Annotated in this window: 14 protein-coding genes and 1 tRNA gene; 2 read left to right on the forward strand and 13 right to left on the reverse strand. The window is 35.1% G+C overall.

Translation table 11 applies throughout. The features are described 5' to 3' along the window. Positions 1 to 8 precede the first annotated feature (8 nt). Positions 9 to 575, forward strand: a complete 567-nt coding sequence (locus tag FFWV33_RS01025; protein ID WP_108739172.1) for a DUF4468 domain-containing protein — start codon at positions 9 to 11, stop codon at positions 573 to 575. Between the two features lie 190 nt (positions 576 to 765). After that, positions 766 to 1347 carry a hypothetical protein gene (locus FFWV33_RS01030; RefSeq protein WP_108739173.1) on the forward strand — a complete coding sequence of 194 codons (582 nt, stop codon included), beginning with the start codon at positions 766 to 768 and terminating at the stop codon, positions 1345 to 1347. Between the two features lie 731 nt (positions 1348 to 2078). Here FFWV33_RS01030 and FFWV33_RS01040 read toward each other — a convergent pair. The 13 genes from FFWV33_RS01040 to FFWV33_RS01105 form a co-directional block, all read right to left on the reverse strand. Further along, a tRNA-Arg gene (locus tag FFWV33_RS01040) sits at positions 2079 to 2152 on the reverse strand. Positions 2153 to 2232: 80 nt separating this feature from the next. Further along, on the reverse strand, positions 2233 to 2682 hold the full coding sequence (locus tag FFWV33_RS01045; protein ID WP_108739175.1) for a GatB/YqeY domain-containing protein: 450 nt from the start codon (positions 2680 to 2682) through the stop codon (positions 2233 to 2235). A gap of 288 nt (positions 2683 to 2970) precedes the next feature. Next, positions 2971 to 4929: a cell division protein FtsZ gene (gene ftsZ, locus FFWV33_RS01055; RefSeq protein WP_108739177.1), complete on the reverse strand. Its 1959-nt coding sequence runs from the start codon at positions 4927 to 4929 to the stop codon at positions 2971 to 2973. Between the two features lie 58 nt (positions 4930 to 4987). Continuing rightward, positions 4988 to 6382 (reverse strand): cell division protein FtsA, encoded by a 1395-nt coding sequence (ftsA, locus tag FFWV33_RS01060; RefSeq protein ID WP_108739178.1) that lies wholly within the window; start codon positions 6380 to 6382, stop codon positions 4988 to 4990. Positions 6383 to 6389: 7 nt separating this feature from the next. Further along, positions 6390 to 7115, reverse strand: coding sequence for a cell division protein FtsQ/DivIB (locus tag FFWV33_RS01065; RefSeq protein WP_170111531.1), 726 nt, complete (start codon positions 7113 to 7115; stop codon positions 6390 to 6392). Beyond that, positions 7099 to 8451: a UDP-N-acetylmuramate--L-alanine ligase gene (gene murC, locus FFWV33_RS01070; RefSeq protein WP_108739179.1), complete on the reverse strand. Its 1353-nt coding sequence runs from the start codon at positions 8449 to 8451 to the stop codon at positions 7099 to 7101. The genes FFWV33_RS01065 and murC overlap by 17 nt, the downstream gene beginning before the upstream one ends. A 94-nt stretch (positions 8452 to 8545) precedes the next feature. After that, on the reverse strand, positions 8546 to 9634 hold the full coding sequence (gene murG / locus FFWV33_RS01075; RefSeq protein WP_108739180.1) for an undecaprenyldiphospho-muramoylpentapeptide beta-N-acetylglucosaminyltransferase: 1089 nt from the start codon (positions 9632 to 9634) through the stop codon (positions 8546 to 8548). A 17-nt stretch (positions 9635 to 9651) separates the two neighbouring features. Beyond that, the gene (locus FFWV33_RS01080) at positions 9652 to 10944 is read right to left on the reverse strand and encodes an FtsW/RodA/SpoVE family cell cycle protein (protein ID WP_108739181.1); all 1293 of its coding nucleotides are present in this window, start codon (positions 10942 to 10944) and stop codon (positions 9652 to 9654) included. A gap of 47 nt (positions 10945 to 10991) precedes the next feature. Beyond that, positions 10992 to 12323 carry a UDP-N-acetylmuramoyl-L-alanine--D-glutamate ligase gene (gene murD / locus FFWV33_RS01085; RefSeq protein ID WP_108739182.1) on the reverse strand — a complete coding sequence of 444 codons (1332 nt, stop codon included), beginning with the start codon at positions 12321 to 12323 and terminating at the stop codon, positions 10992 to 10994. Position 12324: 1 nt separating this feature from the next. Further along, positions 12325 to 13554, reverse strand: coding sequence for a phospho-N-acetylmuramoyl-pentapeptide-transferase (gene mraY, locus FFWV33_RS01090; protein ID WP_108739183.1), 1230 nt, complete (start codon positions 13552 to 13554; stop codon positions 12325 to 12327). Positions 13555 to 13587: 33 nt separating this feature from the next. After that, positions 13588 to 15054, reverse strand: coding sequence for a UDP-N-acetylmuramoyl-L-alanyl-D-glutamate--2,6-diaminopimelate ligase (locus FFWV33_RS01095; protein ID WP_108739184.1), 1467 nt, complete (start codon positions 15052 to 15054; stop codon positions 13588 to 13590). A gap of 42 nt (positions 15055 to 15096) precedes the next feature. Beyond that, positions 15097 to 17100: a penicillin-binding protein gene (locus FFWV33_RS01100; RefSeq protein WP_108739185.1), complete on the reverse strand. Its 2004-nt coding sequence runs from the start codon at positions 17098 to 17100 to the stop codon at positions 15097 to 15099. Next, positions 17091 to 17438, reverse strand: coding sequence for an FtsL-like putative cell division protein (locus tag FFWV33_RS01105; RefSeq protein ID WP_108739186.1), 348 nt, complete (start codon positions 17436 to 17438; stop codon positions 17091 to 17093). Before FFWV33_RS01105 ends, FFWV33_RS01100 begins: the two co-directional genes overlap by 10 nt. Positions 17439 to 17444: the final 6 nt, after the last annotated feature.

Consider the following 17444-nt stretch of genomic DNA (forward strand, 5'->3'; position numbering starts at 1 on the left):
AAAAAATTATGAAAAAAGTATTAATGCTATTCCTTTTATTGATTACTGGATTAATAACTGCACAGGAAACAGAATTTAAATTTACAAAAGATGGATTTACAGATTATGTTGTAGGGACTATTCCAAATAAAACTGCAAATGAATTGTATAAAAAAGCACTAGATTGGGTTTCTGTAACTTATAACAATCCTAAAGAAGTAATTAAAGCACAAATTGAAAATGACTACATAAGGATTGAAGGTAGTGAATCAAATATGCTTTGTATTAAAACACTTGGAATGATGAACTGCAGTAATGGAAGATACCAAATTGAAATATCATTTAAAGACGGTAAATATAAGTTTGATGTAATAAAACTTGAACAGTATCTTAAACCATCACAATATTCAGTTATAAGTGGCTGGACTGAAGTAGGAATAGGACTTACCAACCCCTATTATAAAGAAAACGGTGACTTAAGAAGTATTTATAAATTATACCCTGAGGCAATTGAAACTAAATTTAATAATTTAAACACATCATTAAATGAATTTTTAAAAAGTGATAATATTCCAAGTAAAAAAAGTGAATGGTAAAATTCAATCAAAATAAACAAGAAAGGCGCACCATAACGGAGCGCCTTTTTTGTTTGTTCAATAGTTCACACAGGCATTGCATAAAACCAAAACAAATATAACTAAAAACAATTGATTTTTAATAATTAATAGTTTATTTTTATAGTTCAGTATTCCTTAATAATTTAGGTTTCACAGAAAAGACAATACTATGCCAAGACCAGCAAATTACAATAAAAAAGTTGATGATTGTTTGACAATAAGCACGACCAAATTAAAAGAATGGGAATATTTAAAAAGAGGCTCTAAGGCGGGCATTATTAGCTGGAGCAGAAACGGAGATACACATTCTAAAATAAATATCGAAGTTAATTTCTTAGAATTTGAAAAACACATTATCTTAAATTATAATGTAAATGGAGAACCCAAAAACTACAAAATAAAAATTATCGAAGTTCCTTCAAATTTAGGTAAAGGATATTTATACTATTTTAAATGCCCAATAACACATAAACTTTGCAGAAAGCTATATTTAGATAGTGGAATGTTTTTGCACCGTACAGCGTTTAATATGATATACGCAAAGCAAACGGAATCTAAGAAGTGGAGAAGCTTAACAGCCGTATTTGATAAAGCCTTTGTTCCTGATGCAGTCTACCAACAACGATACAAAAAATACTTTAAAACACATTATAACGGAATACCAACCAAAAGGTATTTAAAATTAGAACAACGGATAAGAACGGCAGATAATTACCCAGCAGGAACAATTGAAAGATTAATGATGATGTAATAAAGGCTTCATTTAACTATCAAAGCTTAATCCTATTGAGATACTTATCTAATAATTCACCTTGTTTAAAATGTTTTTTATAAAGTATTTTATTTGTTTTAGTATCGTAATAAACCTCTACAAAAAATTCATTAACAGCAAATAGATTTGCAACTGTAAATTCATTAAAATACTGGTCAACTAATATTCCAAACGGTATCGTATTGTTGAATTTCTGTAAACTGACAAAATTCGTAAAGTTTCATTTATACAGATGTATTTTTTTTTTATATTTTTTCGTGCCTCTTTCCAACTATCATTATGATATTTATCACTGGGATGGCTTTGGAATTTATCCCAAACCAATTTTGCTACTAAAGCAAATACAACTACACTAATAAATGTATCAAATATCCCCATATTTTACAAGAGTTAAAAAGTTGCATGTATAAATCAAATGTAAGAAATTATAAAAAAGGCCATAACTTGATTAATCAATTTTTTTCAAGAAATATTAAAACCTAATCGAGTGTATCAACTAATTTAAAAAATTAAAACAATACGCGCACGCGCGAGGCGTAAAACTTAATGAAATAAAAAAAACGGTAGCCTGCACAACTACCGTTTTAACTATTGTATAAAAATTGATTTAGAAAACACATAAAAACTATACTACATAAGGCATTTTTCAATCTATGTGTAGCAAATGCGTAGCAAAATCTACGTTAAGCCTATTAAATAGGCACTTTTTGTGGCCGCGACAGGGTTCGAACCTGCAACCCTCAGAGTCGAAATCTGATATTCTATCCAGTTGAACTACACAGCCTTTACCATTGCAAATTTTAGATCAACGATTTTAGATTAAAAAATCTTAGCACCCTTACTCTAATTTAAGCAATTTATATTTTAAACCAAAAGCTTCTTCACAATGGAAGAGATCGTCTTTCCTTCAGCAGTTCCTCCTAGTTGTGCAGATGCTAATCCCATTACTTTTCCCATAGAAGCGATTCCTGATGCTCCAGAGTCTGCGATGATTTTTGCGATGATTGTTTCAACTTCTTCTTCACTCAATTGTGCTGGTAAGAATTTTTCAATTACAGCTACTTGCGCCAATTCTGGTTCAGCAAGGTCTGGACGGTTTTGTTCTGTATAGATTCTTGCGCTTTCTTTTCTTGTTTTTACCAAACGTTGTAGCAATTTCACCTCTTCGTCTTCTGAAATTTCTTCTTTGGTACCTGTAGCGGTTTGCGCTAACAGTAATTCAGATTTGATGGCTCTTAATGCTTCTAATGCTACTGTATCTTTGGCTTTCATGGCAGTTTTGATATTGTCCATGATGTTTGCTGCTAAACTCATAATTATGATTTTTTATATTTTTTATATTGACTATTATGTACTGAATATTTATTATGCCCCAGATGGTAGTGAAAAGCATTTTGAGAGAAAATGGATTTTCTATAGGGTTTAAAAAGCGACCGAAGGAAGCTCTTTTAAAGACTAATAAAAAACCATTTTGCGATAAAATCTTGAAACGAACAGTTGGATTAGGCCCAAATAAACAGTACCAAACTGGCAACGAAGATAAAAAAAATAACCCGAAAATTAACTAAAATTTTCGGGTTAGCTTTTAATAAACGTTACGTTTTAATCTACGTTATCGTGTAAAAACGAATTGTTTGATCGTAACTGTAAATCGTTGTTGCTGTCTCTCCCCACAGAGGTACGAGAGTTGGCATTATTGATTTGCTGATTCGAAATATCTATCCCTAATCTTTTGTAAGCAGGCTCTTTTTCAAACTCTTCTACTTTTGAAACATTGTTATGAAACTTATAGTTGAATTCTTTTAATTTCTTACGTCTTTCGTCTGCTCTCATTCTCAAAGTTTCTTCGATTGTCATCTCCATTGGAGAAATATCTTCGAATCTAACTTCTTCTTTTTGAGACAAATCTACTTGCTTCATCGTGATATTTAGTTCAGCTGGAATTTCTTCTACTGCAACTTTAGCCACTGGTTTTGAAGCCATCAATTCATTTTCGGCATCCATGTATTCTTCTAAAGAATATTTGATGATCCCGTTTTCAGCCACCTCAGTAACGGGTACAAATTGTACTGGTTCGTTTACTTTGATTTCGCGTGTTTCTTGAGTCAATTCGAAAACTACATTTTCATCTGCCTCTTTAACCACATCTTTTACTACAGCTTTTGGTTTTTCTAATGGCAAGTCAAAAGTAAAAACAGCCTGTTCTTGTCTTTCAGTTGCTCTTGGTTGTACCGGTGCTGCAGCTCTTGGTTGTGTGAACGTGAATTCGATATCCTTTATTGGCGAAACGATTTCAAAAGTAACATCTAGATTTTTAATAAAATCTGACATTTCAACTAAATCATTATTTTCAGCAACTGGAGTTGGCACAGGTGCAACAAGTACCGGAGCTGGTTTTACTTCGTCATCAATTAAATCAAAAACGATTCTTTTATCTTCTTCTTTAGTAACAGGAACATCTGTGTTTAAATCAAAACTTGTCAATGTATTTTGAGACAAGTTGTACACACTTTTTTGTTCGTCTTCAAGTGTGTGAATGATCTTTTTTGGCTCCGTATTTACGATTCCATTTTGTTGTTCGATATCAAAACCAGTTGCGATGATAGTTACAGCAATGGCATCACCTAGCGTGTCGTCTTCACCAACACCCATTATAATATTGGCATTGTGACCTGCTTCAGTTTGAATATGGTCATTGATTTCACCAATTTCGTCTAATGTGATTTCATTTGAGCCAGAAACGATGAGCAACAAAACGTTTTTGGCACCTGTAATTTTATTATCATTCAATAACGGAGAATCCAAAGCTGAAACGATTGCTTCTTTCGCTCTGTTTTCACCTTCAGAAATAGCAGATCCCATGATTGCTGTTCCACTGTTTGACAAAACAGTTTTAGCATCACGTAAATCGATATTTTGCGTGTAGTGATGTGTAATTACTTCGGCAATTCCTCTAGAGGCCGTTGCCAACACTTCGTCTGCTTTGGAGAATCCAGCTTTGAAACCAAGATTACCATATACTTCTCTTAATTTGTTATTGTTGATAACGATAAGAGAATCGACTTGTTTACGTAATTTTTCGATACCTAATAAGGCTTGCTCCAAACGCACTTTACCTTCAAAAGTAAATGGCAATGTCACAATTCCCACAGTCAAGATTTCTCTCTCTTTTGCCAATTGTGCAATTACTGGCGCAGCACCTGTACCGGTACCACCCCCCATACCTGCGGTAATGAAAACCATTTTGGTATTGCGATCCAACATCTTCTCGATGTCTGCAATACTTTCAATAGCTGATTGTTGTCCTACATCTGGATTTGCTCCAGCTCCCAAACCTTCGGTAAGGTTTACCCCTAACTGAATTTTGTTTGGCACTGAACTGTTTTGTAATGCCTGTGAATCGGTATTACAAACGATAAAATCCACTCCCTTAATTCCTTGTTGGAACATGTGATTGATAGCGTTGCTACCTCCACCACCTACACCAATTACTTTTATGACATTTGATTGATTTTTTGGTAAATCAAATGAAATACTTCCAAATTCTGAGTTGCTCATCATTTTATTTGGTTTTTGATATTTATAACTATTATTGCTTTATTCTATTTTGGGCAAAGCCCTATTCTGCGTTGTCCAAAAAGTCTTTGATTTTGTCAACATATTTATCAAAAAATGATCTTTTGATTTTATCTCCTGTTGACTCGTCAGCTTTAGCTTTTGGAGCTACTCGTTGTTCTACTACTTCTTCTGGTCTTTCATATTCCTGAACAGCTACCGGAGCTACTTGTTCACGAAAAAAGGTTGGTCTTGCTGGAGGCGCCACTAACTCTTCCATGCGAACCGCACTTTGCGTTTTGTTCTCAATGCTATTCATCACCAATCCTACTGCGGTTGCATATAAAGGACTAGAAAACTCTTCGTCTGAATCACCTGCCAAATGCTCGTTTGGATATCCAATTCTAGTATCCATTCCGGTGATGTATTCTACCAACTGTTTGATGTGTTTGAGTTGTGCTCCTCCACCAGTAAGTACAATTCCGGCAATTAACTTTTTGCGAGGATCCTCATGACCGTATGCTTTCACTTCATTAAAAACCTGCTCTATAATCTCCACTACTCTTGCATGGATAATTTTCGAAAGATTTTTCAACGAAATCTCTTTTGGTTCTCTACCTCTTAAACCTGGAATAGAAACGATTTCGTTATCTCTATTTTCACCTGGCCAAGCCGATCCAAATTTTACTTTCAGTAATTCTGCTTGTTTTTCGATAATCGAACAACCCTCTTTAATATCATCTGAAATCACATTACCTCCAAACGGAATTACTGCTGTATGACGAATGATTCCATCTTTAAAAATGGCTAAATCTGTTGTTCCACCACCGATATCGATAAGTGCTACACCTGCTTCTTTTTCTTCTTGACTTAAAACCGCATCTGACGACGCCAATGGCTCTAAGGTTAATCCAGACAACTCGATACCCGAACTTTGAATACAACGCCCTACGTTACGTATAGACGATGCTTGCCCAACTACCACGTGAAAACTAGATTCTAGTCTCCCACCATACATCCCGATTGGTTCTTTTATTTCCGATTGACCATCAATTTTAAATTCTTGAGGCAATACGTGAATAATTTCTTCACCAGGCAACATGGCTAATTTATTGACTTGATCAATCAACATTTGTATATCGTCATTACCAATCACTTCTTCAGGATTGTTTCTGCTGATATAATCCGTATGCTGAATGCTTCGTATGTGTTGTCCGGCAATACCAACAACTACATCTTTTATTTTATACCCTGAATTGGTTTCAGCTTCTAGTACTGCTTGTTGAATAGATTGTATCGTTTGTGTAATATTATTTACTACACCACGAGCTACACCTAAACTTTTAGATTTCCCTACTCCTAAAATCTCGAGTTTTCCATACTCGTTCTTTTTACCAATCATGGCAACAATCTTGGTCGTCCCAATATCAAGACCTACTGCAATGTTCTCTTTTTCCATTAATCTATTATTTAGTACAAACTACTTGTTGTGTAAACCTAAGGTCAATTTTCTTATAATTATACAATGAACTATCTAAAACAGCCTTTTGAAAAAAAGCTTTGTAATTTCTGAATTTTCGCTCAACATTTACCACACTTCCAAAATCTATCAGATAATTAAAATCTCTATTCAGCATTTTTAGGCTACCATTGGGCATAATTTCAATTGCAATGATGTTCTTTTTCAAAAAATCATCGTCATAAATCACACGAAATAAATCGGCTAATTTTTTCTTATTTTGGTCGGTAATTCGTCCAGAAACAAGAGGAACTCTAGCAGTAAAATTGTCAGACAAAGGCATCTTAGTACCCTCATAATCAAGATAAAAAGAACGATTTCCATCGTAAACCCTTGCAACAGGAGTCTTTTGTTTTACCACCGCTTTTAGAACACCATCAACACTTACAAACACATCAGATTCTTCAATCATCTCGTTTGCATTCAAGATATTTTCTAACTTGTTCAAAGCTAAATCTTCTTTTTGAATACTTGAAGCATTATTCTTATTTTCTATTAACAATTTATTAACCGATTCTTTATCGATAAAAAGTGTATTTTCACCGATAAAAACTACCGACGATTTGATTAAATTTCGACTACCGTTGCGATTTGCAGTAAACGAATATAAAAAAATCACTACGATACTCATCACAATTAATCTTAAATTATCCCAATTAATTTTCCTTTTCATTTAATGCTTTTTTGATCGTTCCCACCATTTCTCCAATATCACCTGCACCAATTGTTACGATTATTGCGGCATCACTTTCTACAATAGCTGCTATTAAATTCTCCTTGGCAACCAGTTTTTTATTTCCTGACTCCATCTTTTCCATCAACCAGGTAGATGTAACTCCTTCCATCGGTAATTCTCTCGCGGGATATATTTCTAACAAAATAGTCTCATCAAATGCAGATAAACTTTTTGCAAAATCATCTGCAAAGTCATTTGTTCTACTAAATAAATGCGGCTGAAAAATCGCCAAAACCTTTTTACCAGGATACAATTCTCTTACCGCTTGATGCACGGCATTAATTTCTGTTGGATGATGTGCGTAATCGTCAATATAAACTAAATCATCCGTTTTGATTTGATATGAAAAACGTCTTCTAATTCCTTTAAAAGAAGCCAATGCAGACGCAATCGCAGCTGTAGATGTTCCGTATATATCTGCCATAGCGATAGCCATCAACGCATTCATCAAATTGTGTCGTCCTGGCAATGCAAAATGAAAATCTTTCAAAGTCCCTTTTGGCGTAACAACATCAAATACATAGGCACTATTTTCAATTCGAACATTGACGGCACTATAAGTAGCCGTTTCGTTTACCGCGACTGTAATTCCTTCAAGAGGTAAATCTTTGGTAACAATCAAATTGCGACTATCAGCTATTTTATCAGCAAACTCCACAAATGATTTTTCGATCTCATCACTTGTACCGTATATATCCAAATGATCTGCATCCATAGACGTCACGCATGCAATGTTGGGATGCAGGTGTAAAAACGAACGATCAAATTCATCTGCTTCAACCACAGTAACCGTTTTTCCGCTTCCGATCAAATTAGAATTGTAATTTTCAACAATTCCTCCAATGAAAGCTGTAACATCTGCACCACTTTCGAATAAAATATGTCCCAAAATGCTCGAAGTTGTGGTCTTGCCATGTGTACCCGCAACTGCAAAGCAGAAGGTATCTTTTGTAATCAACCCTAATACTTCGGCACGTTTAAGTACTTTGTAATTACGTTCCAAGAAATAGTTCCATTGCGAATGTGCCTTGGGAACTGCTGGTGTAATAATTACCAATGTATTCTCAGCATAGAAATTAGAAGGGATTAATGCGATACTGTCTTCAAAATGAATATCGATTCCGTTTTCGATTAATTCAGATGTCAAAATCGTTGGCGTTTTATCGTAACCCGAAACATTTTTGCCAATATTTTTAAAATATCGCGCTAATGCACTCATACCGATTCCTCCGATTCCAACAAAAAAGACATTATGTATTTGATTTAAGTTCATATCCTATTTCAATTTCAAAGTTCAAAAGTAAATTCAAGTTCAAACTTCAATTGTGATTTGCTTTTGAAATTTGCTTTTTGATTTTTTAAATCCGTTATTTTAATAATTTTTCAATTCTATCTACAATCATTTTTGTAGCGTTTGGCAATGCCAATAGTTTTATATTTTGACTAAGCTGCTTTTGCTTCTCGGTATCCTTTAGTAAATTTTCGAAAGAAACTTCAAACAATTCATCAAGCTCATATTCCTTCAACAACAGAGCACCATTTTTGTCTACAATTGCTTTTGCATTTTTAGTTTGGTGATCTTCGGCTACGTTTGGTGACGGAATAAAAATCACTGGTTTCCCAACAATGCACAATTCTGAAACCGATGAAGCTCCTGCACGTGATATGATCACATCTGCAGCTGCGTATACAAGATCCATTCGCTCTACAAAAGCCAATACTTGAACATAGGCCGAATTGTATTTTTTATATTCTTCGAAATATAATTTTCCGCATTGCCAGATAATTTGAATACCCTGCTCCAAGAAAAATTCTAATTCTTTCTCAATTAATTGATTTACTCGTCTAGCACCAAGACTACCACCAAGCACCAAAAGCGTTTTTTTATTTTTATCTAATTTAAAATGTGCGATACCTTCTTCTCTTTTATCATCAATCGAAATCAAATCTTGACGAACAGGATTGCCTGTCAAAATCATTTTTTCAGATGGAAAAAAGCGTTCTAGATTTTCATACGCCACACATATTGCGCTAGCTTTTTTACTCAACAGCTTGTTGGTTATACCCGGAAACGAGTTCTGCTCTTGAATCACAGTTGGTATCCCCATTGAATTGGCCATTTGCAATAAAGGACCACTAGCAAAACCACCAGTACCAATGGCTACATCGGGTTTGAATTCTTTGATAATCTTTCTGGATTTGATAAGACTATCTACAATTTTAATCGGAAACATCATGTTTTGCAACGTTATCTTACGCTGCAATCCAGCAATCCATAACCCCTTGATTGCATATCCTGCTTGGGGTACTTTTTGCATTTCCATTTTATCTTGAGCCCCAACAAAAAGGAATTCCGCATTAGGAAAACGCAATTTTAATTCATTTGCAATCGCAACCGCAGGATAAATATGTCCTCCAGTTCCTCCGCCACTTAATATGAATTTATAGGGTTTCATTATCTATTATTTTTTTATTATTTATTTGCTACTGCTGCCATCGGGTTTGCTGTTGTATCTTCTATCGAATAGGTTTCAGGTGCTACAGCTTCTTCGTCTTCCAAATGCTTATCGATCATTCTTTGCAAAGCTTCGTCTCTTTTGGCTGATGCTTTTTGTTCTTCTTCAATCTCTTCCTCTTTTTTGGTGACACCAATTATAATACCCAAGGCAATACAAGTCATCCAAATTGAGGTTCCCCCACTACTTATCAACGGTAGCGTTTGACCTGTTACTGGCAATAATTCTACTGCTACTGCCATATTAATCATGGCCTGAAATATCATCGGAAAACCCAAACCAATTACCACCAACTTTCCAAATAACGTATTGGCTTTGTGTGCCGCGACTACAAATCGGAATAAGAGTAACAAATACAAAATCAGAACTCCAAAACCACCAACTAAGCCATATTCTTCAACTATAATCGCATAGATAAAATCGGAGGATGATTGTGGTAAAAAATTCTTTTGAACACTTTTACCTGGTCCTAACCCATAAATCTTACCAGAGGCAATAGCAATCTTAGCTTTTTCGATTTGGTAGTCATCTTCATCTGGCTTGTCTGTGGTAAAGTTTTCTATCCTGCTTTCCCATGTACTAACACGGCTAAAGAATTTGGACTCCGGAAAAGCTTTCGCTAATAAAACAAAGAAGGCCAAAAAAACGATTCCTGAACCGATGATATACATTAAATATTTCAACGGATATTTACCAATAAATACCAAGATTGAAATCATGGCAAAAATTAAAGCTGTTGTCGAAAAATTGGATGGCAATATAAACACCAATGTAAACCCAACGGGCAACCACAACTCCTTTAACGACTCCTTAAAATCAATAGGAACTTCTCGCTTTTTTGATAAATACCGCGCCACAAAAACATACAAAACCAGGGCAGCAAAAGCTGACGGTTGAAATGATATACCAACAAATGGAATTTGCAACCAACGACTTGCATTAGCTCCACCAATAACTGTTCCTTTTATCATGGTAATACCCAAAATCACCCATACTACGGGCAATAAAACTTTGGATATGGATCTAAAATATAAATAAGGCACTCTGTGGACAAAAAATATAATGGTGAATCCACACATAATATGACCAAAATGCTTGAGTAAATAACCTAATGTATTTCCGGTACCATGACCTAAATACGCCAAATTACTACTGGCACTAAAAACAGGCATAAACGAAAACAACGCCAATAAAGCTACAAAGGACCAAATCCCCTTATCACCCTTTAAATAGTTTAAATATTGTTTCATTTTTTTACTCTAATTATTTTTAGTCTTTATTACTGCTATGCTTTCAATTATAAATTTTGTACTGCACGTTTGAATTGATTCCCTCTGTCTTCATAACTTTCGAACAAATCAAAACTAGCGCAAGCAGGCGATAATAAAACGGTATCTCCTCTTTCTGTTAAGCGCTGTGACATGATAACTGCATCACGCATTGTTGTTACCTCAACCATCATATCAACCACGTTACCAAAGGCGTCAATAATTTTTTTATTATCAACTCCCAAACACACGATTGCTTTTACTTTTTCGCGTACAAGTGGCATTAGTTCATTATAATCGTTTCCTTTATCAACACCACCTACTATCCAAACCGTTGGAGTAGTCATACTATCTAATGCAAAGAAAACTGCATTTACATTGGTAGCTTTTGAATCATTGATATATTGTACGTTTTGAATCTTTAATACTTTCTCCAAACGGTGTTCTACCCCTTGAAAATTTGACATACTTTCACGAATTGTTGATTTTCGTATGTTCAAAATATTTGCAGCAGAACTTGATGCCATTGCATTTTTCGTATTATGTTTTCCCTCAAGCGCTATTTCTCTAGTTTCCATTTTAAACTCGTCTTGATTGATTCTTACTTCCATATTATTATTTAGTATAAAGGCTCCTTGTTCAAATGTTTGTGACAGTGAGAAAGGAATTAATTTTGCTTTTGTTTTATTATTCTGTAACCAGTTTGCTATTGCTTCATCATCTGCGTCATAAATCAAATAATCATCCTCAGTTTGATTCATTGTTATTCGAAACTTGGCAGCAATGTAATTTTCGTATTTGTAATCGTACCGATCTAAATGATCTGGACTAATATTGGTAATCACAGCAATGTGAGGTTTGTAATCTACGATTCCGTCTAGCTGAAAACTACTTAATTCCAACACATAAAAATCATACTCTTCATCGGCCACTTGCCAAGCAAAACTTTTACCAATATTCCCACCCAATCCTACATTCAATCCTGCCGACTTTAGCAGATGATAAGTAAGCATTGTTGTGGTCGTTTTTCCGTTACTACCGGTAATCCCAATGGTAACTGCTTTGGTAAAAGGAGCCGCAAATTCAATTTCAGAAATTACTGAAATTCCTTTTTCGTGTAGCTTCTTAATTATTGGCGCTTTGTCCGGAATCCCAGGACTCTTCATAACTACATCGGCATTGAGAACTAAATCTTCTGTATGCTTTTCGTCTTCCCAAAGAATTTCATTATCTATTAGAACTTGTTTGTACTTCTCTTTTATTTTTCCGAAATCAGAAACGAAAACATCGTATCCTTTTTTCTTTCCTAAGATGGCTGTACCAACACCGCTTTCTCCTCCGCCTAAAACTACTAGCCTCATATTATCTTAGTTTTAATGTCACAATTGATAAAATAGCGAGTAGAATAGCAACAATCCAAAAACGAGTTACGATCTTACTTTCATGATATCCCTTTTTTTGGTAATGGTGATGTAAGGGTGACATCAAAAATATTCGCCTTCCTTCACCAAATCGTTTCTTGGTATATTTAAAGTAACTCACTTGCAGTACTACTGAAAAATTTTCGACCAAGAATATTCCGCACAATAACGGAATCAACATTTCCTTTCGAACTGCAATTGCTAGAACTGCAATAATTCCACCAATGGTTAAACTCCCAGTATCCCCCATAAAAACCGATGCCGGATACGAGTTGTACCATAAAAATCCAACTAATGCACCTACAAAAGCCGCAATAAACACGGTCATCTCACCCGAGTTGGGTATATACATAATGTTTAGGTAGTTCGAAAAAATAATATTACCAGACAAAAAGGTAAAAATACCAAGTGCCAAGACCGATATCGCAGAGGTACCGGCAGCGAGGCCATCAATACCATCAGTAAGATTTGCTCCATTGGAAACCGCCGTGATAATAAAAATAACTACTGGAATAAATACCAACCACGCCCATTTTTCATATCCTTCACCTGTCCATGCAAGTACCTCAGCATAATCAAATTCGTTATTTTTAAAAAACGGAATTGTTGTAGCTGTTGATTTCTCTTCAACTGGAGCAGGATAAATTACGTTTTCGGTACCTTGTGCAAAAACATCTCTTGTACCTGTATCTGTACGTACCACTACATCTGGGCTGAAGTACAATACATATCCAACAATCACTCCTAATCCTACTTGTCCAAAAACTTTAAAAATTCCTTTTAAACCTTCTTTATCTTTTTTGAAGATCTTAATATAATCATCTACAAAGCCAATAGTCCCCATCCATAAGGTGGTTACAATTAGTAATACGATGTAGATATTTTGCAACTTTGCAAACAAAAAAACAGGAATCAAAGTAGCAAATATGATAATTAAACCACCCATAGTTGGTGTACCGGCTTTTTCATTTTGACCTGCCAAACCCAACTCTCTTACCGTTTCACCTACTTGTTGTCTTTGTAAGAAAAGAATAATTCTTTTTCCGTAAATAGTAGACAATAGCAAAGACAAAATAAAGGCCAAAGCAGATCGAAAGGTGATGTACTGAAAAACTCCTGTTCCAGAAACATCTAAGGTTTTGTTTAAGTATTCAAATAAATAATATAGCATAGTCTATCGGTTGAATGTTGGTTTGATTCGCAATTATTTACCTAATTGCTCTAAAATTTCTTTAACTGTTTTCATATCATCAAAGTCGTGACGCACGCCGTTAACTTCTTGATAGGTTTCGTGTCCTTTGCCGGCAATCAATATAATATCGTTTGCTTGTGCCAGTTGGCAGGCTGTTTTAATAGCTTGCTTGCGATCTGTGATCGTTAATAATTTTTTATAATTGTGTGCCGCAACTCCTTTTTCCATTTCGACAATAATCGCTTCTGGATCTTCATTACGTGGGTTATCTGCTGTAAAAATAGCTTTGTCACTAAATTCTGTTGCAATACCGCCCATGATTGGTCGCTTTGTAACATCTCTATTTCCACCACAACCTACAACTGTAATTAGCTGTTCGTTTTTGGTACGAATGTCATTGATTGTTTTCAAAACATTATCAAGTGCATCTGGTGTGTGAGCATAATCTACAATGGCAGTAATATTATCTTTCGAAACAATAAATTCAAAACGCCCTGAAACACTTTCTAAATCTGACAACAATCGCAGGGCTTCCAAGCTATCCATCCCTAACTCAATGGCAGCAGCATAAATAGCCAACAAATTGTAAGCGTTGAAAGTCCCAATTAATTTTACCCAAACTTCATTTTCATTGATTTTCAACAATAAACCTGATAATTGGTTTTCTAAAATTTGAGCTCTATAGTTTGCATACGATTTTAACGCATACGTACATTTTTTTGAAACCGTATTTTGCAACATTACCGCTCCATTTTTATCATCTAAATTGGTGATCGAAAAGGCTGTTGAAGGTAAATTATCAAAGAATGATTTTTTTACATCTCTATATTCTGCAAACGTTGCATGATAGTCAAGGTGATCGTGTGAAAGATTTGTGAATATTCCACCCGTAAAATGTAAAGCCTCTGTTCTTTTTTGATGAATCCCATGAGAACTCACCTCCATAAAACAATGCGTTACTCCCGCTGCTATCATTTCGGTCAAATAATGATTGATTGTGATAGAATCTGGAGTAGTATGTGTGGCTTTGTATTCTACTTGATCGACAACTATTTTTACAGTCGAAATCAAACCTACTTTATATCCTGCTTTTTGAAATAATTGAAACAATAAAGATGCTATGGTAGTCTTACCATTTGTACCAGTAATACCTACAAGCTTTAAATCTTTTGAAGGATCTTCAAAGTAATTTGCTGCCATAAAAGCCAATGCCGTATTGGTGTCTTTTACTTGTACATACGTTATTCCCGCGGTCATAACTGTTGGCAAAGTATCACATACAACTACAGTAGCACCAAGATCAATTGCTTTTTGTATAAAATCGTGACCGTTTGAAACAGCACCACGAATAGCAACAAAAACATCATGAGCTTCCAATTTTCTTGAATCGAATTCCAATTTATTGATCGCAACATCCGTTGAACCTGAAATAGATTCGATGGCTACCTTATATAATATGTCTTTTAATACTTTCTTCATTTTTGTTTCTGTTACTTCTCAATTCTCAATAAATGATACTTGCTATAATAATTCGAGCGCTATCGTTGCATTTTTCACAACCTCTTGACCCGCTAGTATGGATTGATTTTTTACTTTACCAATACCCTTTGCTCTCACTCGTAAACCTAAATTTTCTAATAATGCAACTGCATCCATACCCGGCATCCCTTTGACGTTGGGTACTTTTTCATTCTTTTTTTGTGCGCTAGTGTAGTATGCACCATAACTTGATTCTTGTTTTGGAATCTTTTTGTTAATGTTCTTGATCTCATTTGTGGACGGAACATCGGTGAATATTTTTTGAGCAATACGTTTAAAAACTGGCCCTGCAACATCGGCACCATAATAATTATTATTTTTTGTACTTGGCTTATGTACCACTACGATACACGAATATTTTGCATGGTCAGCAGGAAAGAATCCAACAAACGATGATGCGTAATATTTACCAGACCCACCGTCTCTACCATAATTAACCTGCGCCGTCCCAGTTTTTCCAGCCATCGAGAACTCTTTCGAATACAACTTAGACCCTGTTCCTTTTTTGACTACATTTTTCAAAACTGCTTTCAGTTTCAAAATAGTTTCTGGCGAACATATTCTTGGATTAATCACTTCCGTTTCTATTTTTTTGATGGTTTTATTCCATTCTTTAATTTCAGAAACGAAATACGGTTTTACCATCACTCCATTATTTGCAACAGCATTATAAAAAGCCAAAGTTTGCATCGGCGTCACCGAAACACCATATCCAAAGGCCATCCATGGCAAGGAGATATTGGACCAACTTTTATTTGATGGTTGCGGAATATAAGGACGTCCTTCACCTTTAAAATCCATATTCAATTTTTTGTTTAATCCGTATGAATTCACATGATTAACAAAACGAGATGGTTCATCTTTGTAGGCATTATAAACAGCTTGTACCATAACCGTGTTTGAAGACAATTCAAATCCACGAGCCAAAGAAATTTTTCCGTAACCACCTTCATGTGAATCACGTACCGATTTACCCGAATATTTAATTACACCACCTTTACTGTCATATACCGTACTAGTATCAGCCACTTTATCATCTAGCAAAGCCATCATATCTACTAGTTTAAAAGTAGAACCTGGCTCGTGCGACTCAGCAACAGCATAATTTGTAGTTTCATAATAACTACCATCTTTTGCTCTTCCTAAATTAGAAATTGCTCTAACAGCTCCCGTCTCTGTTTCCATAACCACCACACAACCGTGATCGGCCTCAAATTCTTCCAACTGCTTCAATAAAGCATGGTGTGCGATATCTTGAATATATACATCTATTGTTGAGATCACATCGTATCCATCTTGAGGATCTACTTCATTCAAATCACGAATAGGTTTCCATTGCCCTTTTGCGATTTTTTGTTTTAAAATATTTCCGTCTTTACCATTCAAGTAATCGCGGTAGGCCCATTCGATCCCTTTACCTTCAAAAGAAGTTTCCCCCGTTTGACGTTCGTAACCAATCGTACGTTCTGCAATTTTACCAATTGGATGTTCTCTAACTGTTTTTTGTTCTACGATAATTCCGCCTTTGTAAGCACCTAACTTAAACAATGGAAAACCTTTTATTTTGATATAATCCGTATAACTCAAATCGCGAGAAATCAAATAATAACGGTTATTATTGGCTCTTGCACGACGCAATTCATTTTGATAATAACTACTTGGCTTGCCTAACATCAAGGCCAGAGAATCTGCTAGTGATCCAACATTTTTTTCGAAAGTTTCTGCTTTTGGTGCAACTGCATCAAAACGAATGGCATAATTCGGAATCGATGTTGCTAATAAACTCCCGTCAGACGAATAAATATTTCCTTTGTTGGCTGGGATTACAAAATTACGAACCGTTCTTTCTTTGGCTAATTTTCGATAATAATCACCCTCTACCCATTGAATATTAGTCAATTTCACAGCAATAGCAATCGCCATCAAAAAGATGCCAAATGCTACTAGGTACATTCTATATGATATGTTTTTGTCCTCTACTGCCATAATTTTTTCAAAAATCCTTTTTCTGCTTCTTTTTTAACTTTTATTTTTACTGGTGGTACCGTAGAAGGAAAAATTTCTTTGGCAACCATTTTTGCTGAAACCGTCGATTCCATTCGTAACTTCATCAATTGCGAACGTCTATCTACAAACTCAGATCGCAACTCTTTTACCTCGCTAGTAAGAGCGGCTATTTTAAAAACCTTTTGTTCGAATCGTTGTGTATTCGCAATCATAAAAATTGCTAGAATGATAATAAAAACGATAAAGCGCCAATTTTTCATCGAATCATCATCGATAAGAAACTTAGCTTTTAAGAGACTATAAACTCCTTTTTTCATTTTTAT

This window comes from Flavobacterium faecale, from assembly GCF_003076455.1.
GTDB classification, from domain to species: Bacteria; Bacteroidota; Bacteroidia; order Flavobacteriales; family Flavobacteriaceae; genus Flavobacterium; species Flavobacterium faecale.

Coding starts and splice junctions, on each gene's coding strand:
- FFWV33_RS01025 (WP_108739172.1), top strand. CDS start 9: ATGAAAAAAGTATTAATGCTATTCCTTTTATTGATTACTGGATTAATA.
- FFWV33_RS01030 (WP_108739173.1), top strand. CDS start 766: ATGCCAAGACCAGCAAATTACAATAAAAAAGTTGATGATTGTTTGACA.
- FFWV33_RS01045 (WP_108739175.1), bottom strand. CDS start 2,682: ATGAGTTTAGCAGCAAACATCATGGACAATATCAAAACTGCCATGAAA.
- ftsZ (WP_108739177.1), bottom strand. CDS start 4,929: ATGATGAGCAACTCAGAATTTGGAAGTATTTCATTTGATTTACCAAAA.
- ftsA (WP_108739178.1), bottom strand. CDS start 6,382: ATGGAAAAAGAGAACATTGCAGTAGGTCTTGATATTGGGACGACCAAG.
- FFWV33_RS01065 (WP_170111531.1), bottom strand. CDS start 7,115: ATGAAAAGGAAAATTAATTGGGATAATTTAAGATTAATTGTGATGAGT.
- murC (WP_108739179.1), bottom strand. CDS start 8,451: ATGAACTTAAATCAAATACATAATGTCTTTTTTGTTGGAATCGGAGGA.
- murG (WP_108739180.1), bottom strand. CDS start 9,634: ATGAAACCCTATAAATTCATATTAAGTGGCGGAGGAACTGGAGGACAT.
- FFWV33_RS01080 (WP_108739181.1), bottom strand. CDS start 10,944: ATGAAACAATATTTAAACTATTTAAAGGGTGATAAGGGGATTTGGTCC.
- murD (WP_108739182.1), bottom strand. CDS start 12,323: ATGAGGCTAGTAGTTTTAGGCGGAGGAGAAAGCGGTGTTGGTACAGCC.
- mraY (WP_108739183.1), bottom strand. CDS start 13,554: ATGCTATATTATTTATTTGAATACTTAAACAAAACCTTAGATGTTTCT.
- FFWV33_RS01095 (WP_108739184.1), bottom strand. CDS start 15,054: ATGAAGAAAGTATTAAAAGACATATTATATAAGGTAGCCATCGAATCT.
- FFWV33_RS01100 (WP_108739185.1), bottom strand. CDS start 17,100: ATGGCAGTAGAGGACAAAAACATATCATATAGAATGTACCTAGTAGCA.
- FFWV33_RS01105 (WP_108739186.1), bottom strand. CDS start 17,438: ATGAAAAAAGGAGTTTATAGTCTCTTAAAAGCTAAGTTTCTTATCGAT.